Raw genomic sequence first — 26,023 nt, 5'->3', positions numbered from 1 at the left:
CAATGGCTACCATTTCCGGAACCGGCGGCGGCAACGCCGTCATCGACCGGGCGAAATTCGGCCCGCTCCAGTTCGGCGTCACGGCGCTGTGCTTCATCATCGCGATGCTCGACGGCTTCGACACCCAGTCGATCGCCTTTGTCGCGCCCAAGATCGCCGAGGACTGGGGGCTGAAGCCTTCCGAGTTTGGTCCGATCTTCGCCATCGGCCTGCTGGGCCTTACGGTCGGCGCCTTCACCCTCAGCCCCGCGGCTGACCGGTTCGGCCGCAAGACCGTCATCCTGATCTCGACCGCCATATTCGGTCTGTTCGCCCTGCTGACGGCCTTCTCGACCTCCATGCACGAACTGCTGATCTACCGTTTCATCACGGGGATCGGTCTGGGCGCGGCCATGCCGAACATCATCGCCCTGACCAGCGAGTACGGCCCGGCCCGGCTGCGCGCCACGCTCGTCACCGTCATGTTCTGCGGCTTCCCGCTGGGCTCCACCATCGGCGGCCTGGTCTCGACCTGGCTGATCGCCGAGTTCGACTGGCACTCGGTCTTCGTCGTCGGCGGCGTCCTTCCGCTGCTGCTGCTGCCGGTCCTGTGGTTCATGCTGCCGGAGTCCGTTCGCTTCCTCGTCGCCAAAGGCGCGCCGGAATCGAAGATCGCCCCCATCGTGGCCAAGATCGACGCCAACGCCTCGGTCAGCGAGTTCATCGCCGGCCTGAAGGACGAACAGTCGTCGGCCGCCAAGGGCTTCTCGGTCTTCCAGCTGTTCCGTGAAGGCCGCACGCCCACGACCCTGCTGCTGTGGGTCGCCTTCTTCATGAACCTGCTGGTCATGTACTTCCTGGTGAACTGGCTGCCGACCCTGCTGAAGGGCGCCGGTCTGCCGCTGTCGCTGGCCATCCTGTCGACCGCTACCCTGAACCTCGGCGGCGTCGTCGGCGCCGTCGCCCTGGGCCGGATGATCGACAAGATCAGCCCCTATCTGGTGCTGGGCACAGCCTACGCCGCCTCGGCCGCTTTCATCGCCCTGCTGGCCTTCGGCGGAACCAACCTGACCGTCCTGCTGGTCGGCGCGGCCCTGTCCGGCTTCGGCGTCGTCGGCGCGCAGATCGGCTGCAACGCCCTGACCGCCTCGGTCTATCCGACCGCCATCCGCGCCACGGGCGTGGGCTGGGCGCTGGGCGTCGGCCGCATCGGCGCCATCGTCGGCCCGCTGGTGGGCGGCATGCTGCTGGCCCGCGAGTGGTCGCCGCAGTCGCTGATCCTGCTGGCTGTCGTACCCGCTGTGATCGCTTCGATCGCGGTCTTCACCCTCGGCGCCGTGCGCCGCAACGCGCCCGGAGCCTGACGTCCATGATCCTGCACGGCTACTTCCGTTCCACTGCGTCGTGGCGCGTGCGGATCGCCCTGAACCTCAAGGGGCTCGTCGCGGAGCAGGTCTTCCACCACCTGCGCAAGGGCGAGCAACGGGCGCCGGAGTATCTGGCGATCAACCCCCAGGGGCTGGTTCCGGCCCTGATCACCGACGACGGCGCGGTCCTGACGCAGTCGCTGGCGATCTGCGAGTATCTGGACGAGCTTCACCCGGAGACCGCCCTGCTGCCCGCCGATCCGCTGGAGCGGGCCCGCGTCCGCGCCGTGGCCCAGGTGATCGCCTGCGACATCCATCCGGTCCAGAACCTGAAGGTCCTTCAGAACCTTCGCGATCTGGGTCTGGCGGAGGAGGCGGTCCAATCCTGGGCCGCAGCGGTGATCGAGCAGGGGCTGGACGCCGTCGACCGCCTTCTGGTCGACAGCCCGGGCCCCTTCGCCTTCGGCTCCGCTCCGACGCTCGCCGACATCGTCATCGTGCCTCAACTGGGCAACGCCCGCCGGTTCAATGTGGACCTGCGCTGGCCGCGCCTGCTCGAGATCGAGGCCGCCTGCCTTGAACTCGACGCCTTCAGATCCGCTGCGCCGGGCGCCCAGCCCGACGCCGAATAACCATCCATCAAGGCAACGCGCCCGGAGCCAACCGGGCCAGCTCCAGAGGGGAAACCTATGCTGCTCAACACTGCGGCCGCCGCCGCCATGATCCTTGCCGCCTCATCGCCTGAGGCCGCTCCTGCCGCCGATGCGCCGATCGTCACCGCCCCGGCTGCGGTGCAGGCTGCTCCCGCCGCGGCTCCGGCCGCGCGCCCGGCGCCGGCGTTCCGCCCGATCAATCACGACGAGGACTGGACCGCCTACCGGAACCTCGGAGAAGACGCCTCCAACTGGGCGCAGATGAAGGCCATTCCGGTCGGTTCGACCTGGCTCAGCCTCGGCGGTGAAGCCCGCTGGCGCGCCGAGTATCGTGGCAATGAACGTTTCGGTCGGGGTCTCCAGGACGACGACGGCGATCTGCAACAACGTCTGCGCCTGTGGGCCGACTGGCGCCTGACGCCGAATCTGCGCGCTTTTGTCGATATCCAGGACGCCCGCAGCCACGGCCTCGACAGCGGCGAACCCTTCACCGAGGAAAGCCGCGCGGACGTCCATCAGGCCTTCCTCGAGGCGAAGCATTCGCTGGGGCAGGGCGCCCTGCGCGTTCGCGTCGGACGTCAGGAGTTCGGCGTCGGCGCCTTCCGCATCTTCGAGCCGCGCGAGGGCGCAAACGCCCGCACCGCCTTCGACATGGCTCGCGTGATCTACGACAACCCGAATGGCTGGTCCGGCGGCGTCTTCGCCGGCTACGCGATCCGCGAGAGCAAGGCCACGTTCGACGACGCCACCAACTATGACTACCGCCTCTACGGGGCCACCGCCGCCCGCGCTCTCGGGACCGGCCCGACCGCGTCGCGGCTGGAGTTCCTCTACGCCAACACCGACCGGATCGGCGTGGCTTTCGATACCGGTCTGGCCGGTCGCGATGACCGGGACACCTTCTCGGTCCGTCTGAACGGTCGCGTCGCGCCGTGGGACTACGACGTTGAGGGCGTACTGCAGACCGGTGACTTCCGCGGTCTGGATATCGAGGCCTGGTATGTCTCGGCCACCGTCGGTCACAGCTTCGATCACGCGTGGAAACCGCGCGTCGCTGTTCGCTTCGACGCAGCCTCGGGCGACGACGACCGGACGGACGGCAAGCTCGGCACCTACAACCAGCTCTATGTGCCGCCGATCTCGCTGCGCACCGATCTGGGCGTGTCAAACCTTGTGTCGATCCAGCCGCAGTTGACGTTCCAGCCGCTACCGAAGACCACCGTGGGCCTGCTGACCGCCGGTCTGTGGCGTCAGAGCAAGGAGGACGGCGTCTATCTGCTGTCGGGCCAACTGCTGCGCAGCGGGGCCGAGGGCGACTCCGCCTACGTCGGCTGGCGCTATGCGGCGTTCACCAGCTACGTCGTGAATCCGTTCGTCACCGTGACCGGCGTGGTCAACTACACCAAGGCCGGTGACTTTCTGAAGCAGAGCGGCGCTGATGATCAGTCCTACGCGGGCCTGATCGTGGGCGTTAAGTTCTGATCCGGAGCGGGCCGGTGAGCACGCCTCCCCGTTTGCCGGCCCGCTTCGCTCCTCTGGTGATGGCGCTGCTGCTGTCCATCGTCATGACGATGGTGGTGTCCGGCGTCTCTACGCTCAGGGGTGTCGGCCTGACCGACGCCTTCCTGCGGGTCTGGCTGTCCGCCTGGGGGCTGTCCTGGCTGGCGGCCTTCCCGACGCTTCTGCTGATCCTGCCGTTCGTGCGTCGGCTCACCACCCGCCTCTGTTCGGGATAGACCCTAGTCCAGCGCAAACCTTTCGTTGCGCCAGTCGAACAGCGCCTCCAGCACCTTGACCGCCTCGCCCCGCGGCGACAGCAGGTCCGGATCGCGACCCAGAACCAGCCGCGCATCATCCGCCGCCGCCAGCATCAGTCCCTTGTGGCGGATCGGGTCGGCGAAACGATAGGCGGGGAAACCGCTCTGCTTCAGCCCCAGCGGATCGCCGCCGCCGCGCAGGCGGAAGTCTTCCTCGGCGATCTCGAACCCGTCCTCGGTGCGCCGCAGGGTCTCCAGCCGGGTCTTCGCCGTCTCGCCCAACCCGTCATCTCCGCCGCCATAGAGCAGCAGGCAGGTCGAGGCCTTGGCGCCACGTCCGACCCGTCCGCGAAGCTGGTGCAACTGCGCCAGGCCGAAACGGTCCGCGTGCTCGATGACCATGATCGAGGCGTTGGGCACATCGACCCCGACCTCGACCACCGTGGTGGCGACCAGCAGGGGCGTGCGACCGTCCGCGAAGTCGGCCATGACGGCCTCGCGTTCCGGCCCGGGCATCTGGCCGTGCGCCAATCCGACCTCGACCTGCAGGATGCGGCGCAGGTCCGCCGCCCGTGCCTCGGCGGCGGCGAGATCGCTGGCCTCGCTCTCGGCGACCAGCGGGCAGATCCAGTAGGCCTGCGCCCCGTCGTCCAGCGCCGCCTTCAGCCGCCGGGCCACCTCGCCGATGCGCGCCAGCGGCAGCACGGCCGTCGTCACGGGCGTCCGGCCCGGCGGTTTCTCCGTCAGGCGCGACACGTCCAGTTCGCCATACTGGGTCAGCTCCAGCGTGCGCGGGATCGGCGTCGCCGACATGGTCAGCAGGTGAACTCCGCCCGTGCGCGGGTCGCCCTTGGCCTGCAGTCGCGCGCGCTCGTTCACCCCGAACCGGTGCTGCTCGTCGATCACCGCCAGCCCCAACCGGTCAAAGCGGACCGCGTCCTGGAACAGGGCATGGGTGCCGATGGCCACCCTGGCCTGACCATCCGCCAGCGCCGCCAGTTTCGGCCGCCGCTCGGCCTGACTGTCCCGGCCGGTCAGCAGCACCGTCGGGACCCCCGCCGCCTCTAGCATCGGGGCCAGCCGTTGATAGTGCTGTCGCGCCAGGATTTCAGTCGGGGCCATCAGGGCCGCCTGGAAACCTGAGGCCGCCGCATCGGCCAGCGCCAGCGCCGCAACCGCCGTCTTGCCCGAGCCGACGTCGCCCTGGAGCAGTCGGCCCATCTGCTCGCCCGACGCGAGGTCATGGCGGATGTCCTCGACGGCCCTCTGCTGCGCGCCGGTCAGGGTGAAGGGCAGGGCGGTCAGCAGGCGATCCGATGCCTCGCCCGGACGGATCACCGGGGCGGGCGTGATCAGCCGCGCCCGTCGCCGCCGGGCCAGCGCCAGTTGGTGGGCGAACAGTTCGTCATAGGCCAGCCGCTCGCGCGCGGGCGCGTCCGGCTCCAGATCGCGCTCGCCGGTCGGGGTATGCAAGGCGGCGATGGCCTCGCGCCAGCTGGCCCACTGCTGCTTCGCCAGCCAAGCCGGGTCCTGCCACTCCGGGAGCTCCGGCGCGAGAGCCAGCGCCTGCTGCGCCAGCTTGCGAATGGTGCGCGAGGTCAGGCCCTGGGTCGCCGGATAGACAGGCTCCACCGCCGCGATCTCATCGGCTTCAGTCGGCTTGAACACATCCGGGTGGACGATCTGAACTTCATTGTTGAACCGCTCGACCTTGCCCGAGACAAGCCGCGTCTCGCCGCGCGGCAGCAGGCGATCGATGTGCTGGCCCGAACCACCGAACCAGATGAGGTGCACAAACCCGGTCTGGTCCGAAGCCCGCACCTTGATCGGCACGCCGGGCTTTCCGGGCAGGATCAGCCGGTCGATCATCACCTCGAAAATACCGACCTGTCCCTCGACCGCGTTCACGGCCGTCATCGGGCGACGCACGACCACGCCAGACGGCGACAGGAACAGCACGTCCCGCACCAGCGGCCCCGCCAGCTTCTGCACCAGCGGCAGCGCCTTCGGTCCGACACCCTTCAGGGTCGAGACGTCGGCGAACAGGGGAAAGAGGATCGGCGGCCGCATGAATTCAGTCGGAGGTCATTCTTTGTGACGCGCAAGAGTTGCGGACGATGTTATTCAGAGTTGAGATTGAGGGCGTTCAGCAGGAATGGGGGCATCCATGTCGATAGCGAAGCTACAGCAGAATCTCACGGACAGGGGCTACGATGTCGGCATCGTGGACGGCAAGCTTGGGGCGCGGACTTTTCAGGGGCTGGCGGAGTATGTCTCCGGCGGCGTCGCGCCTGACGGAACGGGCGGTCTGATCGCGCTCGATGCCCGAGGCGTGCTGGTGGACCGCCTGCACTTCATCCACTTCTTCGCCCAGATTTCGCATGAAAGCGGGTTTCGACCGCGCGAGGAGAACCTGAACTATTCGGTCGAGGGGCTGGTGAAGACCTTCCCCGGGCGGATCACCGCGGCGCAGGCCCGGAAGATCGGCCGAACGGGCACGCAGCGGGCCGACAAGGAGGCCATCGGCAACACGGTCTACGGCGGTGAATGGGGCAAGAAGAACCTGGGCAATGTGGAGCCCGGCGACGGCTACAAATATCGCGGTCGTGGAATGATCCAGCTGACGGGGCGGGCCAATTACGCGGCGCTCGGCGCGGCCTACGAGCTTAATCCCGACCTCCTGCTGACGCCGGCAGGGTCGATGCGGGCGGCGATCGAGTTCTGGAAAAGCCGCAAGATCAATGTCCCGGCCTCGAAGGATGACGTGAAGGCCGTGACGAAGCTGATCAACGGCGGAAGCAATGGACTGGCGGAACGCATCGCCCTGACTGACAAGCTCAAGGCCATCTGGCCCGCCTGACTTTTGGCAGCAATCTGAGCTGATCCGCTGGCGGTCGGGGGGCAGGAACGCTATCTGCACCCCGACTGTTTTCACCCAGCTGACCGGGCAAGGATTCTTGTGGCCGATACGAACGCGCGTCCGACTGAAACCCGTGAACAACGGCTGGGCCGGATCGCCTTCCGCGCATGGCGTCGTGGCTTCCGCGAAGCCGATCTGGTGCTCGGGCCGTTCGCTGATCAGGTCGCGCCGACACTGACGCCCGAGGAGCTGGATCTGTTCGAAGACCTGCTGCTGGAGGACGACGATCACGCCCTTTACGCCTGGATCATCCAGACCGCGCCGACCCCCGAGAAATACGACGGCAGCCTGATAACGAAGATCCGCGCCTTCATGGCCGCGCATGTCGCCGCTGAAGTCGCGAAGGGCGCCGGTTGATGGATGTGATGACCCCGACGCGCGGCGATCTGGAACTGGGCGGCGCCCCGGAAGGTCTCGACGCCCTGACTGTGGCGGACCGCCTGCGCGCTGTCGGCGGCATTGGCGTCTTTGTCGCCCGCGACTACGCCCGCATGGGTGAGTTCGCCCAGGCGTTCCGGTTCTTCGCGAACGATATTGAAGTTCTTGAGTTTCCGGCCTGGGATTGTCTGCCCTATGACCGCCTGAGCCCCACCGCCTCGGTGTCGGCCGAGCGGATGGCGGCCCTGACCAGACTGGCCGGGCGCGCCGTGGATGACAGTCACCCTCTGCTGGTCGTCACGACGGTCGCCGCCGCCACCCAGCGCACGCCCCCGCGTGAGGTGACCACGGCCGCCGGCTTCGAAACCACGGTCGGCCTTGACCTCGATACGACGGCGCTGGAACGCTATTTCGGGGCGAACGGCTATGTGCGGGCCTCGACCGTGTCGGAGCGGGGCGAGTTCGCCGTGCGCGGCGGCGTCATCGACGTCTTCCCGCCGGGCTTCGAGGAGCCGGTGCGTCTGGACATGTTCGGGTCCGAGCTGGAGACGATCCGCACCTTCGATCCCGCGACCCAGCGCTCCACCGGCCAGATGCGCTCCATTTCGCTGGCCCCGGTGTCCGAGGCGCTGCTGACGCCCGAGGGTATTTCCCGTTTCCGGACCGGCTATCTGAACCTGTTCGGCGCCGGCGGCGATGATCCGCTGTACGCCGCCGTCAGCGAGGGCGCGCGCCGTCAGGGCATGGAGCACTGGCTGCCGCTGCTCTACGACCGGCTGGAGACCCTGTTCGACTATCTGCCGGATCAGGCGCCGGTCTTCCTCGACAATCAGGCGGAGGCCGCGCGCGCCGAGCGCTGGACCCTGACCGCCGACGCTTACGAAGCCCGTCGCGATGCCTCCCGGACCAAGGCCGGGGCCGCCAACCGCGCCCTGCCGCCCGAACGACTCTATCTGCCGGAAGCGGACTGGAACTCGGCGCTTGCGGGCCGCGCCGTGCGTCGGCTGTCGCCCTTCGCGGCCAACGACCAGGTTGGTGGCGAGGATGCGGGCGGTCGTCTGGGCCGCGCCTTCACCGCCGAGCGGTCGCAGGACAGCGTCAATCTGTTCGAGGCTGTGGCCAGACACGCCCAGAGCCTGAAGGCGGCGGGCAAGCGCGTCCTGTTCGCCTCATGGACCGAGGGTTCTTCCGAACGTCTGGCGGCCATGCTGTCCGATCACGGGCTGGAGCATGTGGTCGCCGTGCGCGACTGGGCCGATGTTCAGAAGGCGCCCGACGGCCTGTTCCTGCGCGGCGTTCTGCCGGTCGAGCATGGCTTCGAGACCGAGGCTCTGGCGGTCATCTCCGAGACCGACATCCTCGGCGACCGTCTGGCGCGACCGCGCAAGAAGCGCCGGGCGTCGAACTTCCTCGCCGAGGCGTCCGCCCTGACCGCAGGCGATCTGGTCGTCCACCTGGATCACGGCATCGGCCGTTATGACGGGCTGAAGACGCTCGAAATCCAGGATGCCCCGCACGACTGTCTGGAGCTGATGTACGCGGGCGAGAGCAAGCTCTACCTGCCGGTCGAGAACATCGACCTGCTGACCCGCTACGGCTCCGATACTGACGGGGCGCAACTGGATCGGCTGGGCGGCGCGGGCTGGCAGGCGCGCAAGGCCAAGGCCAAACAGCGTCTGCGCGACATGGCCGAGGGCCTGATCGCGTTGGCCGCCAAGCGCTCGCTGCGCACCTCGGACGCCATCACCCCGCCGCAGGGGCTGTTCGATGAGTTCTGCGCCCGCTTCCCGTATGAGGAGACGGACGACCAGCTCAACGCCATCGGCGACGTGCTGGAGGATCTGGGCAAGGGCACGCCGATGGATCGCCTGATCTGCGGCGATGTCGGCTTCGGCAAGACCGAGGTGGCCCTGCGCGCCGCCTTTGTCGTGGCCATGAGCGGGCAGCAGGTGGCCGTGGTCTGCCCCACGACCCTGCTGGCGCGCCAGCACTTCAAGACCTTCTCAGAGCGGTTCGCGGGCTGGCCGATCAAGGTCCGCCACCTGTCGCGCATGGTCACGGCCAAGGACGCGGCCGAGACGCGCGCGGGTTTGAAGGACGGCTCGTTCGAGATCGTCGTCGGCACCCATGCGGTGCTGAGCGAGCAGGTCGGCTTCAAGGACCTGGGCCTCGTCATCGTCGACGAGGAGCAGCACTTCGGGGTCAAGCACAAGGAGAAGCTCAAGTCGCTTCGCGCCGACGTGCACCTGCTGACCCTGACCGCGACCCCGATCCCGCGCACGCTCCAGATGGCCCTGTCGGGCATCCGCGAGATGTCGATCATCGCCACGCCGCCCGTGGATCGTCTGGCCGTCCGCACCTACGTCACCCCGTGGGACCCGGTGCTGGTTCGCGAAGCCCTGCTGCGCGAGAAGTATCGCGGCGGGCAGGCCTATTACGTGGTGCCGCGCCTCAACGACCTGCCGGACATCGAGAAATTCCTGCGCGAGCAGGTGCCCGAGATCAAGTTCGTGGTCGGTCACGGCCAGATGACGCCGACCCAGCTGGAAGACGTGATGAGCGCCTTCTACGACGGCAGCTACGACCTGTTGCTGTCCACGACCATTGTTGAGTCCGGACTTGATGTTCCGACGGCTAACACCCTGATTGTGCATAGGGCGGACATGTTCGGTCTGGCGCAACTGCACCAGATCAGAGGCCGCATCGGTCGGGCCAAGGCGCGCGCCTTCGCCTATCTGACCACGGACGCGACCAAACCCCTGTCGCTGTCGTCCGAGCGCCGTCTGCAGGTGCTTCAGTCGCTGGACAACCTCGGCGCCGGCTTCCAGCTGGCCAGCCACGACTTGGACCAGCGCGGCGGCGGCAATCTGCTGGGCGACGAACAGTCCGGCCACATCCGCGAGGTGGGCGTCGAACTGTATCAGCAGATGCTCGAGGACGCGGTGGCCGAGCTGCGCCAGGCGGGCGAGGGCGGGGTGGTTGATCGCGGCTGGTCCCCGGCCATCAATGTCGGCGCAGCTGTTTTGATTCCAGAGGATTATGTCCCGGACCTGAACGTTCGTCTGAGCCTGTACCGCCGCCTGTCGGACGCCGAGAACACCGAAAGTCGCGAGGCTCTGGCTGCCGAACTGATCGACCGCTTCGGTCCTCTGCCCGATGAAGCGAAACAGCTTCTGCGCATCGTCGGCATCAAGGCCAACTGCAAGACGGCTCACGTCGAACGCATTGACGTCGGACCCAAGGGCGCGGTGCTGACCCTGCGCGACAATACCTTCCCGAACCCGATGGGGCTTGTCGGCCTGATCCAGAAGAACCACGCCTTCTGGAAGATCCGCCCCGATCAGAAGATCGTCGTGAAGGGCGACTGGGATACGCCGGAGGACCGCCTGAAGGTCGCCGAACGCATCACCGCCGATCTGGCGCGGGTGGCGGGAGCGGCGTGACGGTCGCAGACGCTTGGTCAGCCATCAGTCGCTGCTGGCTCATCTAGACCTGCTGAACCGTATCCGGAAGGAGCCGGGCGCGGCGTCGGTTGCGGCGATGTGATATTGCGAAACAGCATCCTTAGTTAGTAGCATGTGCACGCTGAGCTTGTGGCGGTCGCGGGGGGGCGTGGTCCGGCTTGCTCTGCGAGCACAAGGCGGGGGCGAATGAAGAGGTTTCTCGTAGTATCGTTAGCCGGGCTCATGGCGACGGGATGCTCTGCTAGGCTTTTCACTTATGGAGGCGACCTCTCCGACGCACAGGTGCGTCTGGGACCGGCTGCATTCTCGCTATACATCCACCCGAAGGACGACACCTTCCTCATTCAGCGCCGAATTTCTCAATCAGCGAGTCGGGATGGCGCTGAGATCAACCGGATAGTCGCCGAGACGTTTGTTCGGCCGCTCGGGTGCACCGTTGGTAACGTCAAGGAACTGACGTTGGGGTCGTGGGAGGTGGAGTTTTCATGCCCCTCCAACGTCGATATTCGCAGGCTTGCGCAAGAGCAGCGTGGTGCGCTCGCAACCGGGGAGCCGATACATCCATGACGATCAAGCTCGGAACGGCAGTCGCCGTCGTTTGCCTTGGCCTGGCCAGCTGCGCCACGGCGCCAGCGCTGATTCCGATTGAAACCAGTCGGGCGATCCCGCTCTCCAAAGATGAGGTCTGGAGCAACCTCGTTGAACACTTCGCCACCAGCAACATCGCGATCAAGACCATCGAGAAGGACAGCGGCATCATCTATGCCGAGCGGATGTTCTCCAGCGTGAATGATCTTCGCGAGTTCGCCGACTGCGGAGGAGCAACCTTCATGGCTCCGGTCGGCGGAGCGGTCGATCTGAACGTGTTCGTCCGCGAGACACCGTCTGGGGTCAATGCGACGGTCAATGCCCGATTCCGTCAGACCAGAGCCAGCATAGGCGGCAACGTTGGCGTCGCGGAGTGTGTAAGTCTGGGGAACTTGGAGCGCGGTATTCTAAACGCTGCGGCGGGTCGTTGAGTGAGCGGCGACGACTGTAGAATTATCCGTCACAGCCATAGCTATTTTCGCGGTTCTCAGCTTCGGCTCTTCCTGCATCAGCACCGCCAGCAGGCTCGCCAGAAGCGCTATCAGCGCTTCTCCGACGCGCCCACGTCCGCCGAGGCGCGTTCCAGAACCACGGCCGGGGATTCGCCCGGCATGACCTCCGCCACGCCGACCTCGAACTCGACCACGAAGGGCGCGCGGTCGGGGCCGGCGTCGAAGGCGGTGCAGCTGATGACGGCGGCGATGCGGTCGGCGGCGATCCGGGCGGCCGGGCCCTTGGTGGCGGGCAGGGCCAGGGCGAAGACGTCGGCGGACAGGCGGGCCGCGGTGTCCTCGGTGCGGATCAGGCGCGAGACCATCGCGCCGATCTGGGGCAGGGCGCGATCCAGCCAGCCTCCCTCGCGCGCGGCGGCCACCGCCTCCGTTTCCGACACCCGCAGCACGGCCACTGAGAGCGGCCGACGGCGCAGGCGCGCGCCCTCGGCCACGCGGGCCAGATGGCTGGCGAAAAGCTCGGGCGTGAACAGGCCGGTCGAGGGATCGGTCAGGCCCGATCCGCGTGCGCTCTCCAGCGCCCTGCGGATGGCCACATGGCGACGGTGCGCCCGCGCCAGCGCCACGATCCGCTGGGCCGTTTCCTCTTCCGGCGTGTCGGCGGCAGCCACGTCCGCGAAGCCGCGATTGTACAGTTCGGCCAGATTGATCTCGCCCGCGCCGCGCAGATAGAGGATCGCCGGCACGTGATAGAGCCGGGTGTTCCGCTTCATGCCCGAGGCGATGGACAGGGCCGGTGCGTGATCCTCGGCGCCCCACAGGACGGCGGCGTCGAACGGGCGTTCATGCAGATAGTCGAAGGCGGTATAGGGCGTCGGCGCGGCCACGACCTCGCAATCCAGCGCGGTCAGGGCGTTGGACAGGGCCAGGAAATGCCGGTCCGGCTTGCCCGCCGCCAGCACCCGCAGCGGCGCGGTCTCGACCTCCGGCGTGGCCAGCGGCTCGCCCCGCGCGGTGAAGGTGGCCTCCCGCAGGGTCACTTCCTCTTCCGCGATGGCCGTGCGGACCATATGCTCCAGCCGCAGCGCGGCCTGCGCCGCGTGCGGGGTCTGGGTCATGGCGATGTCGGCCAGTCCCGGCTCCCAGGCCGGGGTCATCTCGCCGATGGCCAGAACCGGCAGGCGGCGAGGGGAGACGGTCTGGCGCATGGCGCGCACCCCGTCGTCGGCGTTTTCGAGCCGGGCGTCGAGGACCACCGCCTCCAGCGGCCAGTCGATCAGAACCTGCACCGCTCCGGCCAGCGACCGCGCCGTCACCGTGCGCCAGCCGAGCGCATCCAGACCCTGACACAGGGGGCCGATCAGGTCGTCATCGGGCGCGACGACCAGAATACGCGGATCAAGGACCAAAGGACGGAATCTCCGGATCGCCCCCGCCCCGGCGGCGCCCTCATGAAGGGGGACCATAGCGATGACCCCTGTCCGGAAGCAACGGGCCAATCAACGGTTTTTCCGCAGCGGTGGCGAGGCTGGTTCCAATGGGGCCGAATTGCGGTAAACGTCTCGCCTTGGGTGGCGCGAGTACAGGTTTGCAGGCGAACACGGACATTGATGCGGCGGTGCGCTGGGCCATGCCCAGGCTCTGGGGCCGTCTTGCGGTCAGGGCTTTCACCCGCAGCTGGGGTCGCGACGTCATGCTCTATACGGGCGGCGTCTCCTTCTTCGCCCTGCTGGCCGTCTTCCCCGCCATCGCCATCCTGATCGGCTTCTACAAGGTCGTTCTGTCGATCGGTCAGGTCAGTGAGCAGGCCGCGGCGCTGGCCGATGTCATGCCGCATGCCGCCCGCGCCATCTTTCAGCAGGAGATCGAGCGGCTGGCCAACGCCTCGGCCCGCACCGTGTCGGCCCAGAGCTTCTTCGCCCTCGTGATCGGCGGGTATGCCGCCCACCGGGGCTTCAAGGCCCTGCTGGCGGGACTGAACCTGATCCATGACGAGACCGAGCCCCACGGCTTCTTCAAGTTCAATCTGCTGGCCTTCTTCGTCGCCCTGTTCGCCTTCGCCCTGTTCACCGTGGTGTCGGGCGCCGTCGTCACCTCACGGCTGATGGAGCATACCGGCCCTGGCTCCGTCGCTTCCGCCAACGGCTTTTCACTGGACGGTTTGTGGCCCGCCATCGGTCTCGCGATCGGGCTGACCATGCTCTACCGCTACGCCATGTCCCACACCGCGCCGGTCGCCTGGGCGCCGTCCATCGTCGGGGGTCTGGTGGCCACGGTGATGTCCACGGTCTCGTCCTGGCTGTGCGCCATCTACGTCGAGCAGATCGCTCCGCTGGGCGCCACCTACGGCTCGGTCGGCGCCGTCGTCGTACTGCTGATCTGGCTGTCGTGGAACGTCAACGCCATCTTCTACGGCGGCGCCTTCACCACCGAGATGGAGATTGCCGCTCGCGAGATGGACGCGCCCGCGCCGGACGCAAGCGCGGATACCGGTGAAAAGACGGTGGTCAGCCTGTCGGAGCGTCGGGCGTCGCGACCACGATAGCCAGGACGCCGTCGGCCTCCTCGATCGACACCACCTCGCCGCCCAGATCCCGCATCAGGAAGGGTACGTCGATCCGCGCCATCGGATCGGTCGCCAGCAGGGTCAGGCGCTGGCCGGGCGCGGCGGCGTTATACGCCTTCTGGAGTTTCAGGCTGGGGGTCGGGCAGCGGTGCCCCCGTGCGTCGATCACCGTCATGCGCGGATTCGGTCCAGCAGCAGGTTCAGCGCCACGCGCACGCTCTCGAGCCGAACGGCCTCGCGTCCGATGTCGCCGAAGCGATGCTCGGCATGGACCACGCCCGCCGGTCCGGCTGCGGCGAAGTGAACCAGTCCCACCGGCTTTTCAGGCGACCCGCCGCCCGGTCCGGCGATGCCCGTTATGGCCACCGAAACGGTCGCGTCGGAGCGGGCGACCGCGCCTTCCGCCATCGCTCGCGCCACGGGTTCCGACACCGCGCCGTGCGCGGCGATCAGATCGGCCGGAACACCCACCAGCGCGGTCTTGGCGGCGTTGCTGTAGGTGACGAAGCCCCGGTCCACCACCGCGGACGATCCGGCGATCTCGGTCAGGGCGCCGGCCACCAGCCCGCCGGTGCAGCTTTCCGCCGTGGCCGCCATCAGTCCGCGCGCCGAGGCCTCCGTAATGATCTGTTGAGCGAGGGCTCTGATATCTGTCGGGAACATCCGGGCTTTCCGATGGGGCGACGAGTCGGTCTAGTCTGACCGTGCGCTGTTCGGGCGCCAGCATACGGGACGGCGCGGGCATGAGCGAGACCAGCATGGACACGGTGACGCGGCCGGCCGACCGGTTGACCCCGATCCTGTTCGCCGTGGCCATCTTCGTTTCGGCCTCGCTGGTCTTCGTGGTCCAGCCGATGGTGACCAAGCTGGTTCTGCCCATGCTCGGCGGATCGCCGTCGGTGTGGAACACTTCGATGGTCTTCTTCCAGACCGCGCTGCTCGCCGGATATGGCTATGCTCACGGCCTGCAGCGGATCGGCTCGATCAGGCTCCAGGTGGCGATCCATCTGACCCTTTTGCTGGCCGCGGCCCTGTTCCTCCCCCTGCACATCAACGGCTGGTTGGGAGACCCGAACCCGTCCGCGCCGATCGGCTGGCTGCTGGCGACCCTGACGTTTTCGGTCGGGGCGCCGTTCGCCATCCTGTCCGCCACCGCCCCCCTGCTTCAGGCCTGGTACGCCCGCGTCCGGGCCGGTCATGCGGACGGCAAGAACCCCTACGTCCTTTACGCCGCCTCGAACCTCGGCAGCTTTCTGGCCCTGCTGTCCTATCCCATCCTGATCGAGCCGCTCTCGACCCTGTCCGGCCAGCGCTGGAGCTGGACCGGCGGCTACGGCGTCTTCGTCCTGCTGGTGGCGGCGCTGGCGCTGGTGGTCTGGAGTCGCCGTCTGGATCGCGCCGCCGAGCCCGCGCCTCTGGAAAAGAGCGCCCCGATCCCCTGGAAGGAAAAGGGCCTGCTGGTCCTGCTCGCCGCCGCGCCGTCCAGCCTTATGCTGGGGGTGACCACCCACCTGTCCACCGACGTCGCCTCGGCGCCCTTCCTGTGGGTGATCCCGTTGGCGCTCTACCTGCTGACCTTCGTCATCGCCTTCCAGAACAGGCCGTGGATACCGCTGCCGATCACCCTGGTCATCCAGGCGGGTGCAGGAGCGGTCGGCGTGCTGCTGGTCGCCTTCCGGTCGGGGGACTGGGGGCTGGCTTTCGCGATAAATCTGGTCGCCTTCTTCTTCGCGACCCTGATGTGTCACCAGCTGCTGGCTGCGCGTCGACCCGCGCCGGACCGGCTGACCGAGTTCTATCTGCTGATGTCGTTCGGCGGCGTGGTCGGGGGCGCGTTCACGGCTCTTGTGGCGCCGGTGATCTTCGACATGGTGTGGGAGTACCCGCTGGTGCTGGTGCTGGTCGGCCTTCTGCGGCCGTGGGGACGGGGGCGGATCGACGGCCAGTATGTCGGCGCCATGGTCGGCGCCGCCGTCGTGGCGCTGATCCCGGTGCTGCTCTCTGTCTGGCTGAACTCAAACGATGCGGCGCGCGGGTTCTTCTACGACACCTTCCCGCTCAACATGTCGCAACTGACGATGGTGATCCTTGTGCCGGCGGTGGTCTGCGCCTTTCTGGCGCGGGATCGGGCGGTCGTCTTCACCGCCATCCTGGTGATGATCGCCCTGTCGTCCCAGTGGATCACCCGCGGCTATGACTGGAGTTATTCGGAGCGCAGCTTCTTCGGCGTGATGCGGGTGGCGAATGTGCCCGATCAGGGCATGGGCGGCGACGTCCATGTGTTGATGCACGGCACGACCCTGCATGGCGCGCAGGCTCAACAGGGCCAGAATGTCTGCGCCCCGACCCTGTACTACAACGTCAACACCCCCATCGGTCAGTCCGCGCTGATGTTGCGCGGGCGCGGGCCGATGAACATCGGCGTCGTCGGTCAGGGCTCCGGCGCCATGGCGACCTACAAACGTCCGCAGGACACCCTGACCTTCTTCGAGATCGATCCGATGGTGGACCGGCTGTCGCGCGATCCACGCTGGTTCAGCTACATCTCGGCCTGCGCGGAGGGGCCGGTGAAGACCGTGCTGGGCGACGCACGCCTGACGCTCAATCACCAACCGGCGAGCAGCTATGATCTGCTGATCATCGACGCCTTCTCGTCGGACGCCGTCCCGACCCACCTGCTGACGGTCGAGGCGATCCGCGGGTATCTGCGACTGCTCAAGCCGAACGGGGTGGTGCTGCTGCACCTGTCGAACCGGAACCTTGAGATCACCCTGCCGACTGTCGCGGCGGCGCAGGATCTCGGCGTTCCGGCCCTGCACCAGCTCTACATCGAAAGCGGGGACATGCCGACGATGGCCGAGGCCTCGACCGAGGCCCTGATCATCTCGCCGACCGAAGCGGGGCTGGCTGACTTCCGACGGGACGCGCGCTGGAAGCAGCCCGCCGAGACCTCTGTTCGCGCCTGGACTGACGACTATGTGAACCTGCTCGGGGCGATCTGGCGCAGCCGCTTCCCGCCGCCGGAGCGCCCGTACTAGAGCGCGGCCGGCAGCTCCACCGTCGCCACGGCCTGGGCCGCCAGACCTTCGCCTCGACCGGTGAACCCCAGTCCTTCGGAGGTCGTGGCCTTCACGCTGACGGCGTCCAGCGGGATGTCGAGGATTGCGGCCAGCCGTTCGCGCATCGCCTGACGGTGCGGCTTCACCTTGGGCCGCTCGCAGATCAGGGTCACGTCCACATTCGAGATGCGACCGCCGCGCGCGGTGACCAGACCGACCGCGTGTTTCAGAAACAGGTCCGACGGCGCGCCCTTCCAGGTGTCGTCGTTGGGCGGGAAGTGATCGCCGATGTCGCCTTCGCCGATCGCGCCCAGAATGGCGTCGGTCAGGGCGTGCAGTCCGGCGTCGGCGTCGGAGTGGCCGATCAGGGTCTGGTCGTGCGGGATTTCCAGTCCGCACAGCCACACCGACTGGCCCGGGCCCCAGCGATGCACGTCATAGCCCTGACCGATGCGGACGGTGCGGGGGATCAGGGCCTCGGCCATGGCGAAATCCTCGGGATAGGTCAGCTTCATCAGGCGGGCGTCGCCCTCGACGATCTTCACACGCCCGCCCGCGCGTTCCACAACGGTCGCCTCATCGGTGGCGGCTTCGTCCGAAGGCCATGCGGCCCAGGCGTCGGTCAGGGTCTTCAGGCGGAAGGTCTGTGGGGTCTGGGCCCGCCACAGGGCCTCGCGCTCCACCGAACCGGCGACGATCCCGTCCACGGCGCGGCGCAGGCTGTCGGCGACCGGCAGGGCGGGCAGGACGCCGTCCGCCTCTTTAAGGGCCTCGATACAACGCGCGATCACGGCGGGAGACAGGAAGGGGCGCGCCGCATCGTGCACCAGCACGGGGCGATCCTCGGGGCCGCCCAGCGCGGCCAGCCCGGCCTTCACCGAGTCGGCGCGCGCGGCCCCTCCGGTGACGGTCCGCCAGCCGGTCAGGCCGCTCAATGCGGCTGCCGCTTCGGCTTCCGCGCCGGTGGAAATCACCACGACGACGTCCTGTGCGCCCGCCTTCAGCAGGGCTTCGACAGACCAGCGGATCACCGGCTTGCCGCCCAGCAGACGCCATTGCTTGGCGCCGCCCGAGCGGGTTCCGGAGCCTGCTGCGACGACGACGGCGGCGACGGAGGGGAGGGAAGAGGTCATGTCCGGCCTTCTAATCGCCGCCGTCATGCTTGACGAGAGCGGTTCGAACCGCCTCAAGGAGCCGATGAGCGCAGGCCTTCAGATTGGTGACGTGTGGGTGCCCGGACGGGTGCTGACCGCGCCCATGACCGGGATCACCGATCTCCCGTTCCGTCTGCTCGCCTCGCGGCTGGGCGCGGCCTATGTCGCGACCGAGATGGTCGCCGCCGCCGAACTGGCCCGTGCCCGTCCGGACGTCGTGCGCCGCGCCGCCGTCGGCGAAGGCCTGCCGCTGACGGTGATCCAGCTCGTCGGTCGCGATCCGGAAGCGATGGGCGAAGGCGCGCGCATGGCCGAAAAGGCCGGCGCCGACATCGTTGATCTGAACTTCGGCTGTCCCGCCAAGGAAGTGACCGGCGCCGCCTGCGGCTCGGCTCTGATGCGGACGCCCGATCTAGCCTGTCGTCTGATCGAGGCCGCGGTGAACGCCACGTCCCGGCCTGTGACGGTGAAGATGCGTCTCGGCTGGGACGACGCCAGCCGCAATGCGCCCCTGATCGCCCGTCGCGCCGAGGAAATTGGCGTGAAGGCCGTCACCGTCCATGGCCGCACGCGCCAGCAGTTCTATACGGGCAAGGCCGACTGGACCGCCGTGGCGGAGGTGAAGGCCGCTGTTTCAATCCCCGTCGTCGTGAACGGCGACATCCTGACCGCGGACGACGCCCGCGAGGCTTTGCGCCAGTCAGGCGCTGACGCCCTGATGCTCGGGCGCGGCGTCTACGGCCGCCCGTGGCTGGCGGCCCATCTGGAGCGGGCGCTGGCCGACGGGACCGTGCTGCAGGAGCCGGATCGTGAGGAACGGCTGGCCATCGTGATCGAACACCTGCGTGGGTCGGTCGCCTTCTACGGCCTGCCGCTGGGGCTGAAGATGTTTCGCAAACATCTCGGCTGGTACGTCGAACAGGCGCCCTGGCCGGCCGATCCGCTGGACCGTCGGGCCGCCAAGAGCCGCCTCTGTCGGCTGGACAGTCCGGAGGAGGTGGAGGCCGCGCTCACGGAGCTGTGGTCAGTCGTGACGCATTCCTGCAACTCTGCTGTTGATATCGAGCCACAGCTGGTCAACTCTGACGCGGCATGACGGACACACCCGCCGCCGACGTCGAACCCGAACCGACCGCCCCGCGCGGTCCGGCGCGCTGGTTCGCAGGCTGGTCGGAAACACGCCGTCGCAACGTCTTCCTCATCGCCTTCGCCCTGGCCCTGATCACCAACATCGGCGCGATCTGGCTGGTCGCCGTCGCGCCGGACGTGGGCGGGGAGGGCGCGCGCGCCTCTGTCAGCCAGCTGATGTTGCTGATCCTGATCGCCAATCTGGTCCTGATCGGCGGTCTGGCGGCGGTGGTCGGTCGACGCGCCTTCAGTCTGGTCCGGCGCAGACGTGGTGATGCCGGCGCGCGTCTGCACCTGCGCTTCGTGGTTCTGTTCTCGTCCGTGGCCCTGGTTCCCGCCATCCTGATCGCCCTGGTGTTCGGCGTGCTGGTCAATCGGGGCGTGGACCAGTGGTTCAGCGACAATGTGCAGGCGGCGGTCGACAATGGCGCGGCCATCGGCCTGGCCTATACCAGCGACGTCTCGCAGGAGATCGACGCCGACATCTCCGTGATCTCCGAACAGCTGGAGGGCATCCGCCCCCTGTTCGGCAATCGCATCCAGTTCTCCGACGCCCTCAGTCAGGTCGGCCAGCTGTTCGGCTACCCCGCCGTCTACATCCTCGATGAGAACGGCGAGGTGCTGGCCAGCGGGGAAGGGCCAAACGCCCCGCCCTATGTCGCCCCCTCCCGGGACGCGCTGGAAGAGGCCCAGGGTCAGGAAGCGCCTTCGGTCCAGCAACTGACCGAGGGGCCGGACGCCATTCGCGGCCTGCGCGCCTTCCCGGCCTATGGCGACGCCTACCTCTATCTGGTCCGTCCCCTGCAGCCCGGTCTGATCGGTCAGGTGGCCTCGGCTCGCGAGTCCATCGTCGCCTACAAGGAGGCGCAGGACAGCCGCGCCCGCATCCAGGCCGTGTTCACCCTCAGCTATCTGGAGACCGCGCTTCTGGTGCTGGTCGGCGCCGTCTGGCTGGGTATGTCGGCGGCCAACTCCATTTCGGCGCCGATCGGGCGTCTCGTCGTGGCGGCGGATCGTGTCGCGGGCGGCGATCTGGCCGCGCGGGTTGATGCGGGAGACGGCCCGGGCGAGATCCGCACCCTGTCCGACGCCTTCAACCGCATGACCGGCGACCTTGAGGCCCAGCAGGCCGCCCTGCGCGCCGCCAGCGAGGAGGCCACCGGCCGCTCCCGCTTCATCGAGACCGTGCTGTCCGGCGTCTCGGCCGGCGTCATAGGCGTGGATCGCCAGCGGCGCGTCTCGGCCATCAACGACAGCGCCGTCGACCTTCTCGGCATTTCCGGAGAGGGCGTCATCGGGCGTCTTCTGGGCGAAGTCTCGCCCGAGCTGAGCGAACTGGCCCGCCGCGCCGAGGCCCATATCGAGGAAGAGATCGACGTCAGCACCGACGGGGAGACCCGCCGCCTGCGCGTCCGGATCGAGGGCGGCGTCGGCGGTGAGATGGTCCTGACCTTCGACGACATCACCCGTCTGGTCACCGCCCAGCGCAACGCCGCCTGGCGCGACGTGGCCCGCCGCATCGCCCACGAGATCAAGAACCCTCTCACCCCCATCCAGCTTTCGGCCGAGCGTCTGCGCCGCCGTTATCGCAAGATGGTCGAGGAGGATGTTGAGGTCTTCGACCGCTGCACCGAGACCATCATCCGTCAGGTCGGCGACATCGGCCGGATGGTGGACGAGTTCTCGTCCTTCGCCCGCATGCCCGCCCCCCGCTTCACCGCCGCCAACCCGGCGGAGCTGCTGCGCGAGGCGGTCTTCGCCCAGCGGGTGGCCGCGCCGGACATCGATATTGATCTGGTCGAGCCCCTGCCCAGGGTCACCATCCACGCCGACCGCCAGATGGTCGGTCAGGCCCTGACCAACATTCTCAAGAACGCGGGCGAGGCCGTGGCGGCCCGGCGCGAGGCCAACCCGAAGAGCGATGAAGGCGTCGGCATCTCGGCCCGCCTGTCGGTCGAGGACGCCATTGTCACCTTCGTCATCGAGGATGACGGTCCGGGTCTGCCGGCCAGGGACCGGGACCGCCTTACCGAACCCTATGTGACCACGCGCGAGAAGGGTACGGGCCTCGGCCTGGCCATCGTCAAGCGCATCTGCGAGGAGCACGGCGGCGAGCTGAAGCTGGCCGATGCCGAGACGCTGTCCGGCGCCCGTGTGTGTCTGATCTTTCCCCTGAAATCCCCAGTGAAGGCTCCGGGGCCGAAGGACGCGAAAGCGTCCGGCGGCGTGATCCCGGTGGCCGAATAAGCGAGGCGATATGCGTTCCACCGGAGCTGACATTCTGGTCGTCGACGACGAGGCGGACATCCGTGAGCTTGTCTCGGGCCTGCTCGAGGATGAGGGGCACGCCGTCCGCGTCGCCTCCAATTCGGACGAGGCCATGGCCGCCATCCGCGCGCGCCGTCCTTCGCTGGCCCTGCTCGATATCTGGATGCAGGGCGGGGGCCTCGACGGGCTGGAGCTGCTGGACGTCATCAAGGAACTCGACCCCGACCTGCCGGTGGTCATGATCTCGGGCCACGGCAATATCGAAACCGCCGTCAGCGCGCTTCAGCGCGGCGCCTATGACTTCATCGAAAAGCCGTTCAAGTCGGATAGGCTGGTGGTCGTGGTTCAGCGCGCGCTCGAGGCCTCGGCCCTGATGCGCGAGAACCGCCGCCTGCGCGCCCAGGTGGCGGTGCCGACGGGCCTGATCGGCAAGTCCGCCGCCGCCCAGACCCTGCGCAGCACCATCGCCAAGGTCGCCCCGGCCAACAGCCGCGTCCTGATCTCGGGCCCGCCCGGCTCGGGCAAGGAGCTTGTGGCCCGCCAGATCCATGACGCCAGCGCCCGCGCGCGCGGCGAGTTCGTCGCCATCGCCGCCGCCGGCATGACCCCCGAACGCCTCGACGTCGAACTGTTCGGTGAAGAGGGCGTCGATGGTCGCCCGCGCAAGATCGGCGTGTTCGAGCGCGCCCACGGCGGCACCCTGTATCTGGACGACGTCGGCGACATGCCGCGCGAAAGCCAGAGCCGCATCCTGCGTGTGCTGGTCGAACAGCGCTTCCGTCGCGTCGGCGGCGAGCAGGACGTGCAGGTCGATGTCCGCGTCATCACTTCCACCTCGCGCGACCTCAAGCAGGAGATCGCCGAGGGCCGCTTCCGCGAGGACCTGTTCCATCGCCTGAATGTCGTGCCGATCCGCGTCCCGGCCCTGTCCGAGCGCCGTGAGGACATCCAGGAACTGGTCGACTACTTCATCGAAAGCCTGTCGTCGTCGCAGGGCCTGCCGCGTCGCCGTTTGGGCGATGACGCCATCGCCGTGCTGCAGGTCCATCCCTGGCCCGGCAACGTCCGCCAGCTGCGCAACAACGTCGAGCGGCTGCTGATCCTCGCCACCGGAGACGTGAACGATCCAATCGGCGCCGACGCCCTGCCGCAGGAGGCGACCCACGCCGGGTCGAACACCGCTCTCGGCGCCGAACGCATCATCGCCCTGCCGCTGCGCGAGGCGCGCGAGGTGTTCGAGCGCGAATATCTGGCCGCCCAGATCATGCGGTTCGGTGGAAACATCTCGCGCACCGCCGCCTTCATCGGCATGGAGCGTTCGGCGCTCCACCGCAAACTGAAGTCGCTGGGGGTCTCGCCGTCGCGTGGTGGCGAGGAAGAGGAAGAAGGACCCGTCGAGGAATGAGCCGCGTCGCCTACGTCAACGGCCAGTACGTCCCCCACGGACAGGCCAGCGTCCACATCGAGGACCGGGGCTTCCAGTTCGCCGACGGGGTCTATGAGGTCTGGTCGGTCTTCGATGGCCGCATGGCCGATTTCGACGGACACATGACCCGTCTTCATCGCAGCCTCGGCGAACTGCGTATCGACATTCCCATGTCGCGCGAAGCCCTGACCGCCGTGCTCAAGGAGACCATCCGGCGCAACCGGGTCCGTAACGGCATCGTCTATCTGCAGGTCACGCGCGGCACGTCGCGCCGCGACCACCCGTTCCCGCCCGAGGGCACCCCGCCCAGCGTGGTCATCACCTCCAGGTCGATCAATCCGATGAAGACCGACGCCACCGCCGCCAATGGCGTGGCCGTGGTCACGACGCCGGACATCCGCTGGGGCCGTTGCGACATCAAGACGGTCGGCCTGCTGGCCAACGTCCTCGCCAAGCAGCACGCGAAGGACCGCGGCGCCTATGAGGCGTGGATGGTCGACGACATGGGGCTGGTGACCGAGGGCTCCTCGACCAACGCCTGGATCATTGACGAACACGGCAAGCTGCGGACCCGCGACACCCAGGCCAACATCCTGCGCGGCTGCACCCGCACGACCCTGCTCGACATCCTCAAGGAAGAGGGCATCGAGCTGGAGGAGCGCGCCTTCACCGTCGAGGAAGCCCAGCGTGCGAAGGAAGCCTTCTTCACCGCCGCCGGCGCCTTCGTCATGCCCGCGATCTCCATCGACGGCGTGAAGATCGGCGACGGCAAGCCAGGCCCGGTCGCGACGCGTTTGCGTCAACTCTACATCGAACGCGGCACGCGCGACGCGGTGTAGCCGCGACGCTTCTGAAGCGCGGACCGGGAGGTCCGCGCTCCATCGGCTTGTCCGGTCCGGCGCTGTTCGGGATGACTGTGGCCCGCTCTGCGAACAATCAATAGGCGACGATGGGGCATTCACGGTTGCGACCCTCGTCCGGGCCGTTAAGGTGGGCGAACCGGCGCCGACCGGTCCCGCGCCGCTCCTCCGGCCGGAGAACAATCAAGAACGGGAACTACCCGCCATGTCGCAAGACAAGCGTCAAAACCTTCAGGACACCTTCCTCAACTCGGTTCGCAAGACCAAGACGCCGCTGACCATCTTCCTGGTCAACGGGGTCAAGCTGCAGGGCATCGTCACCTGGTTCGACAACTTCTGTGTGCTGCTGCGCCGCGATGGCCAGTCCCAGCTGGTCTACAAGCACGCCATCTCGACCATCATGCCCTCGGCCCCGGTCCAGCTGTACGAGCCGGACGCCGACGAGGACTGATTTCGGCTTTTAGTGGCGAGTGACGAGTGGCGAGCGCGTTTCCGAAGGGATGCGCCTTATGACGCTCGTCACTACATAGTGTGAGAGCAGGCCTGAACTCGCCACTCGTCACTCACCACTCACCACTCCGAGACCCGATCTGACCACCAAACTCATCGACCATTCCGTGCCGCTCATCCGTGCGGTCGTCATCCATCCTGACGGACGTTCCGACAGCCCCCGGCTGGCGGAGGAGCGTTTGCAGGAAGCCGTGGGTCTGGCCGCCGCGCTGGACCTCGACGTGCGCGCCGAGGAAATCGTGCGCGTGCGCAAGACCACGCCCGCCACCCTGTTCGGCTCGGGCAAGGTCGAGGAACTGGCCGCCCTCGTGCGCGCCGCCGAGGCGGAGGCTGTCGTCGTCGACGACCAGCTGACCCCCGTCCAGCAACGCAATCTGGAGAAGGCGTGGGAGTGCAAGGTCATCGACCGCACCGGCCTGATCCTCGAAATCTTCGGTCGTCGCGCCCGCACCAAGGAAGGCCGTCTGCAGGTGGAACTGGCGCGGCTCGACTATGAGCGCTCGCGTCTGGTCCGCACCTGGACCCACCTTGAACGCCAACGGGGCGGCACCGGCTCGACCGGCGGTCCGGGTGAAACCCAGATCGAAATCGACCGCCGCCTGATCGCCGACCGCATCGTCCGCCTGAAGGCCGAGCTGGAGGAGGTGCGCCGCACGCGCGGCCTGCACCGCAAGGCCCGCCAGAAGGTCCCGTTCCCGACCGTCGCTCTGGTCGGCTACACCAACGCGGGCAAGTCGACCCTGTTTAACCGGCTGACGGGCTCGGAGGTCTTCGCCAAGGACCTGCTGTTCGCGACGCTGGACACGACCCAGCGCACCATCCGTCTGCCGCAGGGTCGCCCGGCGATCGTGGCCGATACGGTCGGCTTCATCTCCGACCTGCCGCACGAACTGGTCGAGAGCTTCCGCGCCACGCTGGAAGAGGTGGGCGAGGCCGACCTGATCCTGCACGTCCGCGACATCGCCAGCCCCGACACCGAGGCGCAGGCCGGGGACGTCGAGACGGTGCTGGACCAGATCCCGGCCATCGAAGGCAAGACCCGCAAGATTCTCGAGGTCTGGAACAAGATCGACCTGCTGGATGAAGACGCCCGCGAGGCCACCCTCGGCCACGCCGAACGCCTGCGGGGGCAGGGCAAGGCCGTGGCGGTCTCGGCCTGGACCGGGGAGGGGATCGATCTCCTGCGCGAGACGATCGCCGGTCTGATCGACGACGATCCCGAAAGCGACTTCACCCTCGAACCGCATCAGGGCGAGGCGCTGGCCTGGCTCTATGCCAACGGCCGGGTCACGGGCCGCGAAACGGACGACGAGGGGCGCACCCACGTCACCGTCCGCCTGCACCCGGCGGCGCTGGGACGGTACGAGCGGCAGTTCAGCTGACGATACGTCCGTTTTTGCCGCATCGCCGTGCCATACTGCGACACAGAATGATTCCGGCAGGGAAGCAGAACGAACAGTGCAATCGCAAGTCTTTGAAATAACAGGGACAAGC

The 26,023-nt window shown here is 67.7% G+C and carries 21 protein-coding genes; 16 read left to right on the top strand and 5 right to left on the bottom strand.

The window, feature by feature from the left end; all coding sequences use genetic code 11:
* Positions 1-2: 2 nt before the first annotated feature.
* Genes ACODRV_RS07065 through ACODRV_RS07050 form a run of 4 tightly spaced genes read left to right on the top strand, consistent with a single transcriptional unit; the run spans position 3 to position 3,735 of the window.
* Positions 3-1,343 carry an MFS transporter gene (locus ACODRV_RS07065; RefSeq protein ID WP_488907851.1) on the top strand — a complete coding sequence of 447 codons (1,341 nt, stop codon included), beginning with the start codon at positions 3-5 and terminating at the stop codon, positions 1,341-1,343.
* A 5-nt stretch (positions 1,344-1,348) separates the two neighbouring features.
* The gene (gene maiA / locus ACODRV_RS07060) at positions 1,349-1,978 is read left to right on the top strand and encodes a maleylacetoacetate isomerase (RefSeq protein ID WP_488907850.1); all 630 of its coding nucleotides are present in this window, start codon (positions 1,349-1,351) and stop codon (positions 1,976-1,978) included.
* A gap of 57 nt (positions 1,979-2,035) precedes the next feature.
* On the top strand, positions 2,036-3,481 hold the full coding sequence (locus tag ACODRV_RS07055) for an alginate export family protein (RefSeq protein WP_488907849.1): 1,446 nt from the start codon (positions 2,036-2,038) through the stop codon (positions 3,479-3,481).
* Positions 3,482-3,495: 14 nt separating this feature from the next.
* Positions 3,496-3,735, top strand: a complete 240-nt coding sequence (locus tag ACODRV_RS07050; protein WP_240811770.1) for a DUF2798 domain-containing protein — start codon at positions 3,496-3,498, stop codon at positions 3,733-3,735.
* A 3-nt stretch (positions 3,736-3,738) separates the two neighbouring features.
* Here ACODRV_RS07050 and recG read toward each other — a convergent pair whose 3' ends face one another.
* Positions 3,739-5,826: an ATP-dependent DNA helicase RecG gene (recG, locus tag ACODRV_RS07045; RefSeq protein WP_488907848.1), complete on the bottom strand. Its 2,088-nt coding sequence runs from the start codon at positions 5,824-5,826 to the stop codon at positions 3,739-3,741.
* A gap of 97 nt (positions 5,827-5,923) precedes the next feature.
* Between recG and ACODRV_RS07040 the strand changes: the two genes are divergently transcribed.
* From ACODRV_RS07040 to ACODRV_RS07025, 4 genes are all read left to right on the top strand, one after another.
* Positions 5,924-6,616, top strand: a complete 693-nt coding sequence (locus tag ACODRV_RS07040) for a hypothetical protein (protein WP_488907847.1) — start codon at positions 5,924-5,926, stop codon at positions 6,614-6,616.
* A gap of 99 nt (positions 6,617-6,715) precedes the next feature.
* Entirely contained in the window at positions 6,716-7,033 is a 318-nt protein-coding gene (locus ACODRV_RS07035; protein ID WP_488907846.1) for an FAD assembly factor SdhE, read from the top strand.
* Between the two features lie 8 nt (positions 7,034-7,041).
* Positions 7,042-10,497: a transcription-repair coupling factor gene (gene mfd, locus ACODRV_RS07030; protein ID WP_488907845.1), complete on the top strand. Its 3,456-nt coding sequence runs from the start codon at positions 7,042-7,044 to the stop codon at positions 10,495-10,497.
* Between the two features lie 584 nt (positions 10,498-11,081).
* Positions 11,082-11,537 (top strand): hypothetical protein, encoded by a 456-nt coding sequence (locus ACODRV_RS07025; RefSeq protein WP_488907844.1) that lies wholly within the window; start codon positions 11,082-11,084, stop codon positions 11,535-11,537.
* Positions 11,538-11,647: 110 nt separating this feature from the next.
* Here the strand turns inward: ACODRV_RS07025 and ACODRV_RS07020 are convergent, their stop codons facing one another.
* Positions 11,648-12,967 carry a diguanylate cyclase domain-containing protein gene (locus ACODRV_RS07020; RefSeq protein WP_488908068.1) on the bottom strand — a complete coding sequence of 440 codons (1,320 nt, stop codon included), beginning with the start codon at positions 12,965-12,967 and terminating at the stop codon, positions 11,648-11,650.
* Between the two features lie 221 nt (positions 12,968-13,188).
* Between ACODRV_RS07020 and ACODRV_RS07015 the strand changes: the two genes are divergently transcribed.
* Entirely contained in the window at positions 13,189-14,103 is a 915-nt protein-coding gene (locus tag ACODRV_RS07015) for a YihY/virulence factor BrkB family protein (RefSeq protein WP_370451057.1), read from the top strand.
* Here the strand turns inward: ACODRV_RS07015 and ACODRV_RS07010 are convergent.
* Positions 14,066-14,299, bottom strand: a complete 234-nt coding sequence (locus tag ACODRV_RS07010) for a sulfurtransferase TusA family protein (RefSeq protein ID WP_488907843.1) — start codon at positions 14,297-14,299, stop codon at positions 14,066-14,068. The genes ACODRV_RS07015 and ACODRV_RS07010 overlap by 38 nt on opposite strands.
* Positions 14,296-14,787, bottom strand: a complete 492-nt coding sequence (locus tag ACODRV_RS07005; protein WP_488907842.1) for a CinA family protein — start codon at positions 14,785-14,787, stop codon at positions 14,296-14,298. Before ACODRV_RS07005 ends, ACODRV_RS07010 begins: the two co-directional genes overlap by 4 nt.
* Positions 14,788-14,867: 80 nt before the next feature.
* Between ACODRV_RS07005 and ACODRV_RS07000 the strand changes: the two genes are divergently transcribed.
* Positions 14,868-17,162, top strand: coding sequence for a spermidine synthase (locus ACODRV_RS07000; protein ID WP_488907841.1), 2,295 nt, complete (start codon positions 14,868-14,870; stop codon positions 17,160-17,162).
* Here the strand turns inward: ACODRV_RS07000 and ACODRV_RS06995 are convergent.
* Positions 17,159-18,316 carry a bifunctional 2-C-methyl-D-erythritol 4-phosphate cytidylyltransferase/2-C-methyl-D-erythritol 2,4-cyclodiphosphate synthase gene (locus ACODRV_RS06995; RefSeq protein ID WP_488907840.1) on the bottom strand — a complete coding sequence of 386 codons (1,158 nt, stop codon included), beginning with the start codon at positions 18,314-18,316 and terminating at the stop codon, positions 17,159-17,161. The two genes, ACODRV_RS07000 and ACODRV_RS06995, sit on opposite strands and share 4 nt — an antisense overlap.
* 64 nt (positions 18,317-18,380) lie before the next feature.
* Between ACODRV_RS06995 and dusB the strand changes: the two genes are divergently transcribed.
* The 6 genes from dusB to hflX all read left to right on the top strand — a co-directional run bounded on the left by dusB (position 18,381) and on the right by hflX (position 25,911).
* Positions 18,381-19,433: a tRNA dihydrouridine synthase DusB gene (gene dusB, locus ACODRV_RS06990; RefSeq protein ID WP_488908067.1), complete on the top strand. Its 1,053-nt coding sequence runs from the start codon at positions 18,381-18,383 to the stop codon at positions 19,431-19,433.
* Positions 19,430-21,712, top strand: coding sequence for a sensor histidine kinase NtrY-like (locus tag ACODRV_RS06985; protein WP_488907839.1), 2,283 nt, complete (start codon positions 19,430-19,432; stop codon positions 21,710-21,712). Before dusB ends, ACODRV_RS06985 begins: the two co-directional genes overlap by 4 nt.
* 10 nt (positions 21,713-21,722) lie before the next feature.
* Positions 21,723-23,138 carry a nitrogen assimilation response regulator NtrX gene (ntrX, locus tag ACODRV_RS06980; RefSeq protein WP_141626582.1) on the top strand — a complete coding sequence of 472 codons (1,416 nt, stop codon included), beginning with the start codon at positions 21,723-21,725 and terminating at the stop codon, positions 23,136-23,138.
* Positions 23,135-23,998: a D-amino-acid transaminase gene (locus tag ACODRV_RS06975; protein WP_488907838.1), complete on the top strand. Its 864-nt coding sequence runs from the start codon at positions 23,135-23,137 to the stop codon at positions 23,996-23,998. The genes ntrX and ACODRV_RS06975 overlap by 4 nt, the downstream gene beginning before the upstream one ends.
* A 226-nt stretch (positions 23,999-24,224) precedes the next feature.
* Positions 24,225-24,470 (top strand): RNA chaperone Hfq, encoded by a 246-nt coding sequence (gene hfq / locus ACODRV_RS06970; protein WP_131249128.1) that lies wholly within the window; start codon positions 24,225-24,227, stop codon positions 24,468-24,470.
* A 139-nt stretch (positions 24,471-24,609) separates the two neighbouring features.
* A complete protein-coding gene (gene hflX / locus ACODRV_RS06965) occupies positions 24,610-25,911 on the top strand; it encodes a GTPase HflX (protein ID WP_141626584.1) in 1,302 nt (433 codons plus the stop codon).
* The last annotated feature ends 112 nt before the right edge of the window (positions 25,912-26,023 follow it).

This window comes from Brevundimonas sp. FG8 (genome assembly GCF_057808845.1).
This window is presented reverse-complemented; position numbering and strand designations above follow the sequence as displayed.